The organism is Micromonospora sp. DT47, from assembly GCF_049844475.1.
GTDB lineage: Bacteria > Actinomycetota > Actinomycetes > Mycobacteriales > Micromonosporaceae > Micromonospora.
Genome location: NZ_JBNCLC010000009.1, coordinates 163,573 through 176,910, shown reverse-complemented (window position 1 = coordinate 176,910; position 13,338 = coordinate 163,573). Strand labels below are relative to the sequence as shown.

Here is a 13,338-nt window from a genome sequence, read left to right as displayed (position 1 = left end):
CGATCGCGGCCTCGCGGACCACAACTACTGCACTTGCTGTGCAGGGTTCGTGCCGCGCGGATCCGGGGCCACCCGACCCGCAGCAGGCTGACCGGTGGCCAGGATCCGACCTGGGCGTAGCTGAACGTCAGGTCGTTGATGTGGCAGAGCGGCTTGTCCGGGTGCTCCCGGAGGATGGTCGCGAGGTTGAAGCTCATCCGGCTCCTCCTGTGCGGCGGGTCGCGGTTCATCGATCGATGTGACAGCCGGTCTACGCCCTGCGCCCCGCGGAGGTCAAGGCATGACGAGGCCGCCGTCGACGGGGACGGTCACACCGGTCACGTACGACGACGCGTCGCTGACCAGCCAGATCAGCGTGGCGGCGAGTTCCTCGTGCTCGCCGAGGCGGCCGGCCGGCGCCAGCGCCTTGACCATCTCGAAGGTGGCCGGCTCCAGTTGGTCGCTCATCTCGGACTGGAAGAAGCCGGGAGCGATGCAGTTGACCCGGATGCCCTTGCGGCCGGTCCACTGTGCGGCCAGGTCGCGGGTCAGCCCGATGACGCCGGCCTTGCTGGAGGCGTACGCGGCCTGTGGGATGCCGCCGGGGCGCAGGCCGATGACGCTGGAGATGTTGACGATGGCGCCGCCGCCCGTCGCCGCGCGGGCGAAGGCCTGGGCCATCCAGTAGCTGCCCATCAGGTTGACGTCGACCACCGAGCGGAACTGCTCCGGGGTCTCCCGGGTGGCGGGCACGGCGGTGCCGACGCCGGCGTTGTTGACCAGCACGTCCACCCGCCCGAACTGCTCGACCGCGGTGGCGATCAGCGCCTCGCAGTCCTCCGGCCTGCTGACGTCGGTGGCGCGGGCCGCGTACCGCCGGCCGGCCGCCTCGACGAGCGCGCCCGTCTCCGGCAGGCGCTCGGCGCGGCGGGCGCCGAGCACGACGTCGGCGCCGGCCTCGGCGAGCGCGCGGGCGAACGACACCCCCAGGCCGGAGGAGGCGCCCGTCACCACGGCGACCTTCCCGTCGAGGCGGAACCGGTCCATCACGCTCACCCTGGTGCTCCTCACGCTCACTGTGCTCTGGACGCCATACCGACCAGCCGGTATGTTCGGCGTCCGGCGACGGTAGCGAGTCGCGGACATGCGCGTCAATGGGGAGAGGCAACGATGGACTTCGAACCGACCGCACGGGGAGCCGAGCACCTGAAGCGACTCCAGGAGTTCATGGACGACCACGTCTACCCGGCCGAGCCGGTCTACGCGGCGCAACGGGCCGAGCTCGCGGCGGCCGGCAGGCTCCACCACCTGCCCGCCGTCGTCGAGGAGCTCAAGGCCGAGGCCCGCCGCCGGGGGCTGTGGAACCTCTTCCTGCCCGACGTCTCCGGGCTGACCAACCTGGAGTACGCGCCGCTGGCGGAACTGACGGGCCGCTCGATCGAGCTCGCCCCCGAGGCGACCAACTGCGCGGCGCCGGACACCGGCAACATGGAGATCCTGCACATGTTCGGCACGGCCGAGCAGCAGGAGCGCTGGCTGCGTCCGCTGCTCGACGGCGAGATCCGGTCCGCCTTCGCGATGACCGAACCGGACGTCGCCTCCAGCGACGCCACCAACATCTCCACCCGCATCGAACGCGACGGCGACTCGTACGTCATCAACGGCCGCAAGTGGTGGACCACCGGCATCGCCGACCCGCGCTGCCAGATCATGATCGTGATGGGCAAGACCGACCCGTCCGCCGACACCCACCGGCAGCAGTCGATGATCCTGGTGCCGGTGGACACCCCCGGCGTCGAGGTGGTGCGCTCGCTTCCCGTCTTCGGCTACCACGACCAGCACGGCCACGGCGAGGTGACCTTCTCCGACGTCCGGGTGCCGGCGTCCCACCTGCTCGGCGAGGAGGGCGGCGGGTTCGCCCTCGCCCAGGCCCGGCTCGGCCCCGGGCGCATCCACCACTGCATGCGGGCCATCGGCCTGGCCGAGCGGGCGCTGAGCCTCATGGTGCGCCGCGCCACCACCCGGGTCGCCTTCGGCCAGGAGCTGGCCCGGCAGGGCGTGGTGCAGCAGCAGATCGCCGAGTCGCGGATGGCGATCGAGCAGGCCCGACTGCTCACCCTCAAGGCGGCCTGGATGATCGACCGGTACGGCGCGAAGGCCGCCCGCACCGAGATCGCGGCCATCAAGGTCGTCGCCCCCCGGGTCGCGCTGGAGGTGCTCGACCGGGCGATCCAGGTCCACGGCGGGGCCGGCGTCTCCGACGACTTCCCCCTCGCCTCGATGTACGCCGGCGCCCGTACGCTGCGCATCGCCGACGGCCCGGACGAGGTGCACGTTCGCGACGTGGCCCGGCGCGAGATCCGCCGACAGCTGGAGTCGCGGTGACCGTGGCGCCGACCGAGCCGGCCGCCGCGGCCGGACGGCGGCGGGCACCGCGCGGCTCGGCCCGGCAGAACATCGTCGCGGCCGCCACCGAACTGTTCGCCCGGCGCGGCTACGAGGCGACCAGCGTGCAGGAGATCGTGGCGGCGGCGGAGGTCACCAAGGGGGCCCTGTACCACTGGTTCGGGTCGAAGTCCGAGCTGCTCACCAGCATCTACCGGGAGCTGCTCGCGGAGCAGACCTCCCGGCTGCGGGCGATCGCCGACGGTCCCGGACCGGTCGAGGAGCGGCTGCGCGCCGCAGCCCTCGACGTGGTCGAGCACACCGCCGAGCACCTCGACGAACTCACCGTCTGGGCCCGGTCGGCGCACCTGCTCGACGACGAGCAGGCCGAGGCCACCCGCCGCGAGCGCCGGCGCTACCACGACCTGTTCCGCGACCTCGTCCGCGAGGGCCAGGACAGCGGCGTGGTCCGCACCGACGTCTCCGCCACGGTGATCACCCACGCGTTCCTCAGCGCCCTGGGCAACACGCACACCTGGTTCCACCCGGACGGGCCGCTGACCTTCGCGGAGGTCGGTCACCAGCTCGTCGCGCTGTTCGTCGGTGGCCTGCGCGCGCCGGCGAAACCGGAACGGGCGGCGCCCCGCGCCCCGCACGGGCCGAACCCGGTCGGCGGCGGCGCCGGACGCCCGAGGCCCGTGACGAACTCGTGAGCGACGACGAGCCCTCCGGCACCGCTCGGGAGACCGCCACGGGCCGGTGCGGGCAGAGCTGCGCCGAGGTGCTGGCCCGCCAGGCCGGACTGCGCGACGCGGCTCGCGCCGAGGCGGCGGCGAAGCGACACGCGGCCGGGCGGCGCACCGTACGGGAGAACCTCGCCGACCTGATCGACGACGCAAGGCGTACGGGCTCGGCGCCACGGCGATGGCCGGCGGGAGCTTCCACCCGTCATGTCTCACCCTCGCCTGGCCGACCGGCGAGGTCGGCGCCATAGGGCTCGAGGGCGCGGTGCGGCTCGGGCACCGCAGGGAACTGGCGGCGATCACCGACGACCCCGAGCGCCAGCGCCGGTACGACGAGCTGGTCGCCCTCGCCTACGCCCGTGGCCGAGCACTGTCCGCCGCGGCGAGCTCGACGACGTCGTCGACCCGGCCGACACCAGGGAAGGACTCATCGCCGGGCTGTCGTGAACGGGGCTCACCAGGCGCAGGGGGCGTAGTCCTTGAGGAAGCAGCCGTAGAGGTCCTCGCCGCGTTCGCCGCGAACGATCGGGTCGTACACCCGGGCTGCCCCGTCGACGAGGTCCAGCGGCGCGTGGAAGCCCTCGTCGGCCAGCCGCATCTTGGTCGGGTGCGGGCGCTCGTCGGTGATCCAACCGGTGTCGACGCTGGTCATCAGGATCCCGTCGGCCAGCATGTCCTCGGCGCTGGTCCGGGTCAGCATGTTCAGGGCCGCCTTGGCCATGTTGGTGTGCGGGTGCCCCGCACCCTTGTACGCCCGGCTGAACTGGCCCTCCATCGCCGACACGTTCACCACGTACGTGCGCCGGGCGGGGGACGCGGCCAACGCCGGTCGCAGCCGGCTGACCAGGACGAACGGGGCGGTCACGTTGCAGAGCTGCACCTCCAGCAGCTCGACCGGGTCCACCTCGTGCACCCGCTGCACCCAGCTGTTGACCGGCCCGAGGTCCGGGGCCAGGCCGCCCGCGTCGACGGCGGTGGAGGTGGCGATCCGCTCGGGCGAGGCGGAGCCGCTGGTCAGCGCGAGCGCGGTGAGGGCGTGCGGGGTCATCGCGGGTCGCCCGCCGGGCAGCGCGGCGGTGTCGCCCCGGCCGCCCGCGCCGGAGAAGGTGAGCAGCTCCGGCAGCGGCCCGTCCGGCAGGGCCGCGGATTCGGCGGCGACGAGATGGGCGTAGGCGCCGGGGGTGCGGCGTACGGTCTGTGCGGCGTTGTTGATCAGGATGTCGAGCGGCCCCTGCGCGCTGACCGAGTCCGCGAGGGCCATCACCTGGGCGGGGTCGCGCAGGTCGATGCCGACGATCCGCAGCCGGTGCAGCCAGTCCCCGCTGTCCGGCATCGCGGTGAACCGGCGGACCGCGTCGTGCGGGAACCGGGTGGTGATCGTCGTGTGGGCGCCGTCGCGCAGCAGCCGCAGCGCGATGTACATGCCGATCTTGGCGCGGCCGCCGGTCAGCAACGCCCGTCGGCCGGTCAGGTCGGTGCGGGCGTCGCGACGTTCCCGGTTGAGCGCGGCGCAGGGTGGGCAGAGCTGGTGGTAGAAGGCGTCCACCTCGCGGTAGCGCTCCTTGCAGCTGTAGCAACCGCGCGGGTTGATCAGCGTGCCGGCGGTGGCGCCCGGGGTGGGAGGGGCGAGCGGGATGCCGCGGGTCTCGTCGTCGATGCGGCCCGGCGCGCCGGTGGCCGTGGCCGCCGTCACGGCCTGGTCGTGGGCCAGGATGGCATCGCGCCGTTCCTCGCGCCGCCGCTGCTTGATCATCTTGTACAGCTTCGCGGTGGCCCGCTGCACCCGCACCACGTCCGGGTGCTCGGGCGGCAACGCCTCCAACGCCTCGAAGACGCTCAGGCAGGTCCGCAGCTGGTCCTGGTCGATGCCCACGGACTCCACGTTCCGACCTGATTGTGCGACGTTGTCCACCGTCATTCCCGCTACCGTCTCGTCCTCGTCCGCTGGGTCGACCGACCGACCGACCCGGGAACTGTACGCACCGCGGCGCGGCCGGCGCGATGCCCCCGGACGGCGGGGGCGGTGAGGTGGCCCACCACCGCCGGACGGCCGGTCCGGCTTCGGCCGCCGTCGCATGCCGGTGCGGTGACGTCCGCACCGGTCGGCCGCTGCGACTCGCCGACGGGACCGGAGCGCCCCACTGCACATCCTCGCGGTGGTGATCTTCTGGCTGCCGGGCTGGTCCGGGGCCGCACGCTCCGCCAGCCGGACTGAGCGCGCGGGAAGTGGCCCGAGCCCGGGTGGTCGGCCCGCGCGCCGGAGCGGGGTCGGCCCGACGATCAGCGCGCGTACCAGCCGGTGGCGTCACGCCGTGCGGTGCCTCATGCGGCACCGATCGCCTCGTACCGGGCGGAAACGGGACCGACCGGCGGGGTGGCCGCGTAGCGTATGCGACACGGACGGCAGGCAGGAGGCGGACGTGACGGAGCCGGAGGAAGACCGGGAGAAGACCGGGAAGACCGACCGGGTGCTCTACTCCCCCGACGGGGATCCCCACCACACGATGGCGCAGGCGCCCCAGCCCGACGAGCACCGCCCGGTGACCGTCACACACGACGACCGGACCGAGGTCGTCGACGACGAGCAGTGACCTGGCGCGGAGACGTGGCAGCGAACGCGGTCGACGGCCCGGCGCTGTCGGTCTACCTGCCCGAGCTCGCGCTGGCGCTGAACACGGTCAGGCTGCGGCACGCCGACCTGGGGCAGCTGCCCGCGGCGGTGCACGCCGCGGCAGAGTCGGTGCGGATCTACCGCGACCCCGTCCGGGTCAACGCGGTGGCCTTGAGCCGGGTCGCCACGCTCAGCCAGCCACCCGTTCCATGTCGGAGGGCGCCCGTAGGGTTGCCGGCGTGGTCACCGTCGCCGATGTCCGGGCGCTGGCCCGGACGTTGCCCCGGAGCAGCGAGCACCTGGTCCGCGACCGGGTGAAGTTCCGGGTCGGCTCCATCGTGTACGTCGCGTTCTCCCGGGACGAGCAGACGATGGGTTTCGGCTACCCCAGGGAGCAGCGCGACGGCCTCGTCGCCGCCGAGCCGGACCTGTTCTTCCTGCCCGGCGCATCCGACCTGCGGTTCCACTGGGTGTGCTGCCATCTCGCCCGGCTCGACCCCGACCACATGACCGAGCTGGTGACCGAGGCGTGGCGGATGGTGGTGCCGAAGTTCCTCGCCCGACAGCGGCTGGGCGACTGAGGCCGGCATCGACCGCCCTGCATGTGACGGGTGCGCCGCACGACCGTCGTGCCGGTAGGATCGCCGTGCCGTCCCCGAGCGCACGGAGGTCACGATGGCCGACACGACGTCGGAGCCACTCCCGTCGAGCAGGTCCCCCCTGACGGATGACGTCCCGCCATCGTCGCGGATCGACCCGACCGTGCCGCACGCCGCCCGCCGTTACGACTACTGGCTCGGCGGCAAGGACAACTTCGCCGCGGACCGGGAGTCGGGTGACGCGGTCGCCGCGGCCTACCCGGCGATCCGGACCACGGTGATCGAGAACCGGCGGTTCATGCAGCGGGCCACCCGCCACCTCGCCGCGCAGGCCGGCATCCGACAGTTCCTCGATATCGGAACGGGCATCCCGACCAGCCCCAACATGCACGAGGTCGCCCAGGGCGTCACACCGGAATCGCGGGTGGTGTACGTGGACAACGACCCGATCGTGCTCGCGCACGCCCGCGCCCTGCTGACCAGCGCACCGGACGGGGCCACCGCCTACGTCGACGCCGACCTGCGCGACCCCGAGCGGATCCTGTGGCACCCCGACCTGCGCGCGACCCTCGACCTGCAGCGTCCGGTCGGTCTGATGCTGGTCGCGATCCTGCACTTCCTCACCGACGGCGACGACCCGTACGGGGTGACCCGCCGGCTGATCGAGGCCATCCCCTCCGGCAGCTATGTGGTGATCTCCCACGCCACCACCGATCTGGTGCCGCACCACATCGCGGCCACCGCGGCACCCACCACCACGACGAGCATGATCGACATGGCCTTCCGGAGCCGGGAGCAGTTCGCGTCGTTCTTCGACGGCCTCGAGCTGGTCCACCCGGGCATCAGTCCGGTGACCGAATGGCGCCCGGACGACCCGCCGGAGCAGCGTACGCCCGTGGCCCAGGCGTCGATGTACGCCGCCGTCGCCCGCAAACCCTGACCGCCGCCGCGGGCGCGCTCACGGAGCCTGGGTGGCGAGGAGGTAGTCGTCGGCTTCGGGGCTCCACCGCAGATGGACGGCGCCGCTGGTGGCGGCGGCCTTGCAGAACTGAAGGAAGCTGCGGTAGCCGAGCTTCTTCTCGCTGAAGTCGGGCCGTGCCCTCCGAAGCTGGTTCTTCAGGCCGGACAGGGCCACCGTGCCGTCGCTGCCGGCCAGCTCCTGGACCACGGCGCGGAGGAGCCCGAACGCCACCTCCCGGTCGCCGTGTTCGGGCAGGGAGACCTCCGGGTCGCCCTTGGCGGGCCCCTCGGTCAGCTCGATCACGTTGCGCTCGGCGAGGTGCCGCAGCAGCTCCCCGAAGGCGCGGAACCCGTAGTCGGACTCGCTGAACGTCGGATCCTTGCGCAGCAGGGTGCGCTTCAGCGTGGAGGCGGTCACCGCGCCGCTGGAACTGCCCTGCAGACCCGCCACGGTCTGGGCCACGAGGACGGCGAGCGTGTCGACGTCGCGTACCGGTTCCTCCACCACCGGCTGCTGCTCGGGTTCCTGCTCCACCTGCGGCGCCTCCGCGCCCGGCAGCCGCGCCGGACGGCCGCGCCGAGCCCGCGTCGGCGCGATGTCGACCCCCTCCAGGCGGTCGTAGTAGAGGAACTCGTCACAGGCCGGCGGGAGCAACGCCGAGGTGGACTTCTCGACCCCGACGCCGATCACCCGCTTGTTGAGCTCGCGGAGCTTGTGCACCAGCGGGGTGAAGTCACTGTCGCCGGTGCAGATCACGAACGTCGAGATGTACGAGCGCTCGAAGGCCAGCTCCACCGCGTCGACAGCCATCTTGATGTCGGCGGCGTTCTTCCGCGAGGCGCCCATGCGCTGGGTCATCTCGATGAGCTCGACGTGGGACCGGGTGAGCATCCGGCGGTCCTCGTCGAAGTACGACCAGTCGGCGTACGCCCGGCGCACCACCACCCGCCCCCGCTCGGCGAGGGCGTCGGCAATGGGGCGCAGGTCGAAGGCCATGCCGCCGAGGTGTTCGCGGGCGCCCAGCGCGAGGTTCTCGTAGTCGAGGAATAGGGCGATGCGGTCTTCTTGATCCACGCGCGCCAGCCTACGCCCGGGGCGGGGGTGGTAGCCGGCAACCGCGCGGGCCAGTCGTCGGACGAGCGGCCGTCAGCGCGGCCAGGCGTACGCCAGCGGCAGCGGAGTCGGCTGGCCGCTCCAGGTGCCGGTCAGCGTGGCGCCGGTCGGCGTGGCGCCGGCCAGCCCGTCGCCGCCGTCGAGGCGGCGGACGACGGCCAGTTCGACGGAGTCCGTGACGACGCGCGTGTGGTCGTCCGCCAGGACGCGACGGGGCGCGCCGACGGCGGGGACGCCGGCGTCCTGGGCGCCGCTGCCGGTGACGGTCATGGTGGGCTCACGGCGGACGAGTCGGCCGTCGACCTCGAGGAACTCCTCCGCCTGGCCCTTGCCCGCGAAGATGGCGCTGGCCAGCGCGGCGGCGTAGACCGGGTCTCCGCACGCGTCGTACACCCAGCGCCGGCCGAGCACCGAGTGCTCGGTGGTACCGACCAGCCAGTCGTCGCCGCCCTCCAGTGGGGCGCCACGGTACGTGAGCGGCACCTGGTGGACCGGGCCGTCGCCGGCGCTGACGAGCGTCGTCTCGATCCCGACCTCACCGGCCGGGTCGTCGAACCGGTAGGCCGCCACGCGCACGATGTCACCGGCGGCCGGCCCCTGGTACCAGGGGCGGCCGGGCAACCACCGCGCCACCAGTTCGAGCTTCGTGGGTCGGAGTTCCGCCCGGTGCAGCAGTGCCATGCGCGGAATCGTAGAGGACCCTTCGCGCGCCGCGCCCACCCGCTCCGGAGCCGCCACCCGACGACCTCGCGCGTCGAGGTCATCGGGGAAGACGAACCCGAGGATCCGCACCAACGGCGTCGTACCTGCTCACTGTCAGGGCAGCGCAGCGCCGCGGGCGGTGGTCCAGAGGCGGTACCACTCCTCGTGGGTGAGTTCCGGTTCCCGCCCGGCGGCGTCCCGGCAGGCACCGATCCGTTCCGGACGGGTGGTGCCGATGACCGGCGCCACGCCGGCCGGATGGCGTTGCAGCCACCAGAGCAGGATGGTTTCCGGCGTCGTCCGCTTCCGGGCGGCCAGGTCGGCCACGAGCCGCGCGGTCTCCTGCTCGGCCGGGGTGCTCCCGCGCCCGGTGAAGCGGCCCTGCGCGAGCGACCCCCAGGCCTGGAGCTGGATCCGCTCGGTGACGCAGTACTCCACAGTGCCCAGCGGGAAGCCGTTCCCGGTGGCGGCCGAGGTGTTCACCAGGACGCCGGCCTCGACCCAGTCCCGGCGGTGCAGGCTCATCTCGAGCTGGTTGACGACCAGCGGGACGTCGAGCCGCGCCCGCAGCTGCGCGATCTGCGGGGCGCTCATGTTGGACACACCGAACTGGCGCACCAGGCCCTGGCGGCGCAGCGAACCGAACGCCTCGGCGATCTCGTCGGGGTCGGCCAGCGGGTCGGGCCGGTGCAGCAGCAGCACGTCCAGCACGTCGGTACGCAGCCGCTCGAGGCTCTCCTCGACCCGGCGGACGATGCTCGCCCCACGCAGGTCGTAGTATCCCGGGCGGTCACCCTCGGGGAGGCGGATCCCGCACTTCGACTGCAGGACGATCCGGTCCCGCAGGCTGGGCGTCCGGGCGAGCACCTCACCGAAGACCGCCTCGGACTTGCCGTGCCGGTAGATGTCCGCGTGGTCGAACGCGGTGATCCCGGCGGCCAGCGCGGCCGCCACCGCCGCCTCGGCCTCCTCGACGTCGCGAGGACCGTACGGTGCGGTGTCCCAGCTCCCGCCGAGCCCCATGCAGCCGTAGAGCAGCCGGTGGGTACGGACGTCGGTGTGCGGTGTCATGTGCCGTGCTCCCGGGATCGTGGCGGACGCGATCGGTCAGTTCCTCAACGCGTGGGCCAGCATCTCAGCCGCCTGCTCGCCCTGCTCACTGAGCACGCCCCGGCGCGCCTCACGGTCCACCGAACCCGGTCAGATCCGGGATTCCGCCGCGCGGTGTCCGACTTCGTACCAGCATGTCGGGTGGCGCACGGGCACCGGACGGATCGGAGCCGGACGGCCACCACGGCCGGCGGGGGGAGACGCGCCGCGGCCGGGGAGGCGGGAGTACGCCGTGGAGGCACTGGTCCTGATCGTGGTGCTCGGCGCCACGGTGCTGGTCGGCACCACGATCGGCGGACGGTACAGCGTGGCCCCGCCGGTCCTGCTCATCACGATGGGTGGCCTGCTCGCCCTGCTGCCGCCGCTGTCGGACGTCGTCCTCGCACCCGAGGTCGTGCTGCTGCTGTTCCTGCCGGCCGTGCTCTACCGGGAGAGCCTGGTCATCAGCCTGCGGGAGATCCGGGCCAACCTGCTGGTGATCGCGTCCCTGGCGGTGGCGCTGGTCGGGGTGACGATGGTCGGGGTGTCGCTGGTCGCCCAGCAACTGGGGTTGAGCCCGGCCGCGGCCTGGGTGCTGGGCGCGGTGCTCGCGCCGACCGACGCTGCGGCGGTCGCCGGCCTGGCCAAGCGGATGCCGCGCCGGATCCTGACCACGCTCCGGGCGGAGAGCCTGATCAACGACGGCACGGCGCTGGTGCTCTTCTCCGTCGCCGTCGGCCTGATCGCCGGTGGCGCCGCGCCGGGGGTGCTCGGGTTCCTGGGCCAGTTCGCCGGCTCGGCGGCCGGCGGGGTCGGCGCCGGGCTGGCGATCGGCCTGGTGGTGGTGCTGATCCGGCGCCGCCTCGACGACCCGCTGCGGGAGGGCGCGCTGAGCGTCCTCACCCCGTTCACCGCGTTCCTGCTCGCCGAGGTGGTCCACGCCAGCGGCGTCCTCGCGGTGGTGGTGGCCGGCCTGGTCCTCTCGTACGCCGGGCCGCGGATCATCCGGGCCCGCTCCCGGGTGCTGGCGTACGCCTTCTGGGACCTGTCCACCTTCCTGATCAACGGATCGCTCTTCGTCCTGCTCGGCATGCAGATCCCCCGGGCCGTCGAGAGCGTCACCACCAAGTCCGTGACCCAGGCGGTGACCATCGCGGTGGTGGTGACCGGGGTGGTGATGGCGATCCGGTTGGTGTGGGTGCAGCTCTTCTCGTACGGCCTACCGGTGGTCCGACGCGGCCCCCATGTGGACCGGCGGGTACGGCTGGCGGCCGGTTGGGCCGGCTTCCGGGGAGCGGTCTCCCTGGCCGCCGCGCTCGCCGTGCCGGTGACCACCGCCACGGGCACCCCGGTGCGGGAACGCGATCTGATCATCTTCTGCACCGCGGTGGTCATCGTGTCGACCATCCTGATCCAGGGCACCACGCTGCCGGCGGTGGTCCGTTGGGCCGGCCTGCGGGGTGACCGGGAACGCGGCGACGAGGTCCGGCGGGCCCGGGTGAAGGCCACCGAGGCGGGCCTGGCGGCGTTGCCGGAGGTCGCCGCGGAGCTCGGCGTCGCACCCGACGCGGTGGACCGGCTGCGGGGCGACTACCAGCGGCACCTCGACGACACGGCCGCCGCGGGCGAGGGCGAGGACGCCGACCGGGCGCGGGAGCTGGACCGCCGGTTGCGGCTCGGCGTCCTGGAGCACAAGCGACGCGAGGTGACCCGGCTGCGTAACGCCAACGAGATCGACGACAGCGTGCTGCGCGAGGTGCAGGCGGCGATGGACATCGAGGAGATCCGGCTGCTCGGGCCGGAATCCGAGGAGTGACGCGGACTCGTCCACCGACTGCCGCCGCCCGCTGGACCTGACGCGGCCGGCTCGATGACCCGCGCCGGACGGCATCGAGGCAGCTCAACGCCACGTGGGCCCGGACCGCGACCGGCCCGGCGGGGCGTCCTCGCCGGGGCGGCTTTTTTGACGGCTTGAAGTTAGCCATGTTTCGTTATCTGGGCGTTATTGACGTGACGGTGGTCACTCGGATTGACTGCGACCGAACCGCTTCCGAAACCGGTTCCGGAACCCGCCCACCATCCCTGCGACCCGGGAGCGTCACGTGCCGATCACCATCGCCGACGTCGCCGCCCGGGCGGGCGTGAGCAAGACGACCGTCTCGCGGGTGCTCAACGGCAGGGGTGAACTCGACCGGGCCACAGAGGCCCGGGTCCGCGCCGTCATCGCCGAGCTGGGCTACGTGCCCAGCTCCCGCGCCGTCGGACTGGCCCGGGGCCGGACCCGGGTGGTCGGCATGCTGGTGCCCTCGCTCACCTGGCCCTGGATGGGCGAGGTGTTGCAGGGCGCCGTCGACGTGGTCGAGACCGAGGGGTACGGCCTGCTGCTGTTCACCTGCAACCGGGGTGACGAGTCGATGCGGCGGTTCGCCTCCCAGGTCTCGGCGAAGTCCTTCGACGGCCTGCTGGTGGTCGAGCCGGAGGGCACGCTGGACTACATCACCGCCCTGCACGAGCGGGGCCTGCCGGTGATCCTGATCGATGACCGCAGCCACCAGCCCGGCTTCCCCTCGGTCGGGACCACCAACGCCGCCGGCGCCCGCGCCGCCGCCGCGCACCTGCTCACCCTCGGGCGCCGCCGGCCCCTGGTGATCACCGGCCTGGCCCGCTTCGGCTGCACCCGGGAGCGGCTGGCCGGCTTCGCCGACGGCTACGCCGACGCGGGCCTGCCGATCGAACCGCCCCGGGTGGTGGAGGGCGACTTCACCTTCGAGTGCGGGCGCGAGGCGGTACGGCGACTGCTCGCCGCCGGCGTGTCGTTCGACGCCGTCTTCGCCCACAACGACCTGTCCGCCGCCGGGGCGCTGCAGGCCCTCCGGGACGCCGGCCGTCGGGTCCCGCAGGACGTGGCGGTCGTCGGCTTCGACGACCTGCCGCTGGCGGGGCACACCCACCCGCCGCTGACCTCCGTACGCCAGCCGCTGCGCCAGATGGGCGCGGCGGCCGCCCGCACCCTCATCTCCCACTTCGACGGCGCACCCCTGCCCGACTCACCGACCGTCATCCCGACCAGCTTCACCGTCCGCGCCTCAACCAGCACCACCTGACCGCTCCACCGCTGTATCCGCCACCCACACCGGCGGGCACCGCGCCCACCGG

The 13,338-nt window shown here is 73.1% G+C and carries 12 protein-coding genes; 7 read left to right on the top strand and 5 right to left on the bottom strand.

Translation table 11 applies throughout. The features are described from left to right. Window positions 1-273: 273 nt before the first annotated feature. Window positions 274-1,026, bottom strand: coding sequence for an SDR family NAD(P)-dependent oxidoreductase (locus ACLQ2U_RS16640; RefSeq protein WP_425751651.1), 753 nt, complete (start codon window positions 1,024-1,026; stop codon window positions 274-276). A gap of 123 nt (window positions 1,027-1,149) precedes the next feature. Between ACLQ2U_RS16640 and ACLQ2U_RS16635 the strand changes: the two genes are divergently transcribed. Together ACLQ2U_RS16635 and ACLQ2U_RS16630 are read left to right on the top strand one after the other, a co-directional pair. Then, window positions 1,150-2,364: an acyl-CoA dehydrogenase family protein gene (locus ACLQ2U_RS16635; protein ID WP_425751555.1), complete on the top strand. Its 1,215-nt coding sequence runs from the start codon at window positions 1,150-1,152 to the stop codon at window positions 2,362-2,364. Then, window positions 2,361-3,077, top strand: coding sequence for a TetR/AcrR family transcriptional regulator (locus ACLQ2U_RS16630; RefSeq protein ID WP_425751554.1), 717 nt, complete (start codon window positions 2,361-2,363; stop codon window positions 3,075-3,077). Before ACLQ2U_RS16635 ends, ACLQ2U_RS16630 begins: the two co-directional genes overlap by 4 nt. 484 nt (window positions 3,078-3,561) lie before the next feature. On the opposite strand, the gene ACLQ2U_RS16625 is transcribed toward ACLQ2U_RS16630, so the two are convergent. Continuing rightward, window positions 3,562-5,025, bottom strand: a complete 1,464-nt coding sequence (locus ACLQ2U_RS16625) for an SDR family NAD(P)-dependent oxidoreductase (protein ID WP_425751553.1) — start codon at window positions 5,023-5,025, stop codon at window positions 3,562-3,564. A 502-nt stretch (window positions 5,026-5,527) separates the two neighbouring features. Between ACLQ2U_RS16625 and ACLQ2U_RS16620 the strand changes: the two genes are divergently transcribed. The 3 genes from ACLQ2U_RS16620 (at window position 5,528) to ACLQ2U_RS16610 (ending at window position 7,257) form a co-directional block, all read left to right on the top strand. Further along, a complete protein-coding gene (locus ACLQ2U_RS16620; protein WP_425751552.1) occupies window positions 5,528-5,698 on the top strand; it encodes a hypothetical protein in 171 nt (56 codons plus the stop codon). A gap of 259 nt (window positions 5,699-5,957) precedes the next feature. Beyond that, a complete protein-coding gene (locus ACLQ2U_RS16615; protein WP_425751551.1) occupies window positions 5,958-6,299 on the top strand; it encodes an MmcQ/YjbR family DNA-binding protein in 342 nt (113 codons plus the stop codon). 94 nt (window positions 6,300-6,393) lie between these two features. Further along, window positions 6,394-7,257 carry an SAM-dependent methyltransferase gene (locus ACLQ2U_RS16610; protein WP_425751550.1) on the top strand — a complete coding sequence of 288 codons (864 nt, stop codon included), beginning with the start codon at window positions 6,394-6,396 and terminating at the stop codon, window positions 7,255-7,257. 18 nt (window positions 7,258-7,275) lie between these two features. On the opposite strand, the gene ACLQ2U_RS16605 is transcribed toward ACLQ2U_RS16610, so the two are convergent. From ACLQ2U_RS16605 to ACLQ2U_RS16595, 3 genes are all read right to left on the bottom strand, one after another. Then, a complete protein-coding gene (locus ACLQ2U_RS16605; protein WP_425751549.1) occupies window positions 7,276-8,352 on the bottom strand; it encodes an NYN domain-containing protein in 1,077 nt (358 codons plus the stop codon). 72 nt (window positions 8,353-8,424) lie between these two features. Then, window positions 8,425-9,072, bottom strand: coding sequence for a CG0192-related protein (locus ACLQ2U_RS16600; RefSeq protein WP_425751548.1), 648 nt, complete (start codon window positions 9,070-9,072; stop codon window positions 8,425-8,427). 135 nt (window positions 9,073-9,207) lie between these two features. Further along, window positions 9,208-10,164 (bottom strand): aldo/keto reductase, encoded by a 957-nt coding sequence (locus tag ACLQ2U_RS16595; protein WP_425751547.1) that lies wholly within the window; start codon window positions 10,162-10,164, stop codon window positions 9,208-9,210. 271 nt (window positions 10,165-10,435) lie between these two features. On the opposite strand from ACLQ2U_RS16595, the gene ACLQ2U_RS16590 reads away from it, so the two are divergent. Both ACLQ2U_RS16590 and ACLQ2U_RS16585 read left to right on the top strand, forming a co-directional pair. Continuing rightward, on the top strand, window positions 10,436-11,998 hold the full coding sequence (locus ACLQ2U_RS16590; protein WP_425751546.1) for a Na+/H+ antiporter: 1,563 nt from the start codon (window positions 10,436-10,438) through the stop codon (window positions 11,996-11,998). Between the two features lie 286 nt (window positions 11,999-12,284). Then, on the top strand, window positions 12,285-13,286 hold the full coding sequence (locus tag ACLQ2U_RS16585) for a LacI family DNA-binding transcriptional regulator (protein WP_425751545.1): 1,002 nt from the start codon (window positions 12,285-12,287) through the stop codon (window positions 13,284-13,286). Window positions 13,287-13,338 lie beyond the last annotated feature (52 nt).

What these genes read in the sequence shown, in the direction of transcription:
- ACLQ2U_RS16640 (WP_425751651.1), bottom strand. Translation starts at nt 1,026, where the DNA reads ATGGACCGGTTCCGCCTCGACGGGAAGGTCGCCGTGGTGACGGGCGCC.
- ACLQ2U_RS16635 (WP_425751555.1), top strand. Translation starts at nt 1,150, where the DNA reads ATGGACTTCGAACCGACCGCACGGGGAGCCGAGCACCTGAAGCGACTC.
- ACLQ2U_RS16625 (WP_425751553.1), bottom strand. Translation starts at nt 5,025, where the DNA reads ATGACGGTGGACAACGTCGCACAATCAGGTCGGAACGTGGAGTCCGTG.
- ACLQ2U_RS16610 (WP_425751550.1), top strand. Translation starts at nt 6,394, where the DNA reads ATGGCCGACACGACGTCGGAGCCACTCCCGTCGAGCAGGTCCCCCCTG.
- ACLQ2U_RS16600 (WP_425751548.1), bottom strand. Translation starts at nt 9,072, where the DNA reads ATGGCACTGCTGCACCGGGCGGAACTCCGACCCACGAAGCTCGAACTG.
- ACLQ2U_RS16595 (WP_425751547.1), bottom strand. Translation starts at nt 10,164, where the DNA reads ATGACACCGCACACCGACGTCCGTACCCACCGGCTGCTCTACGGCTGC.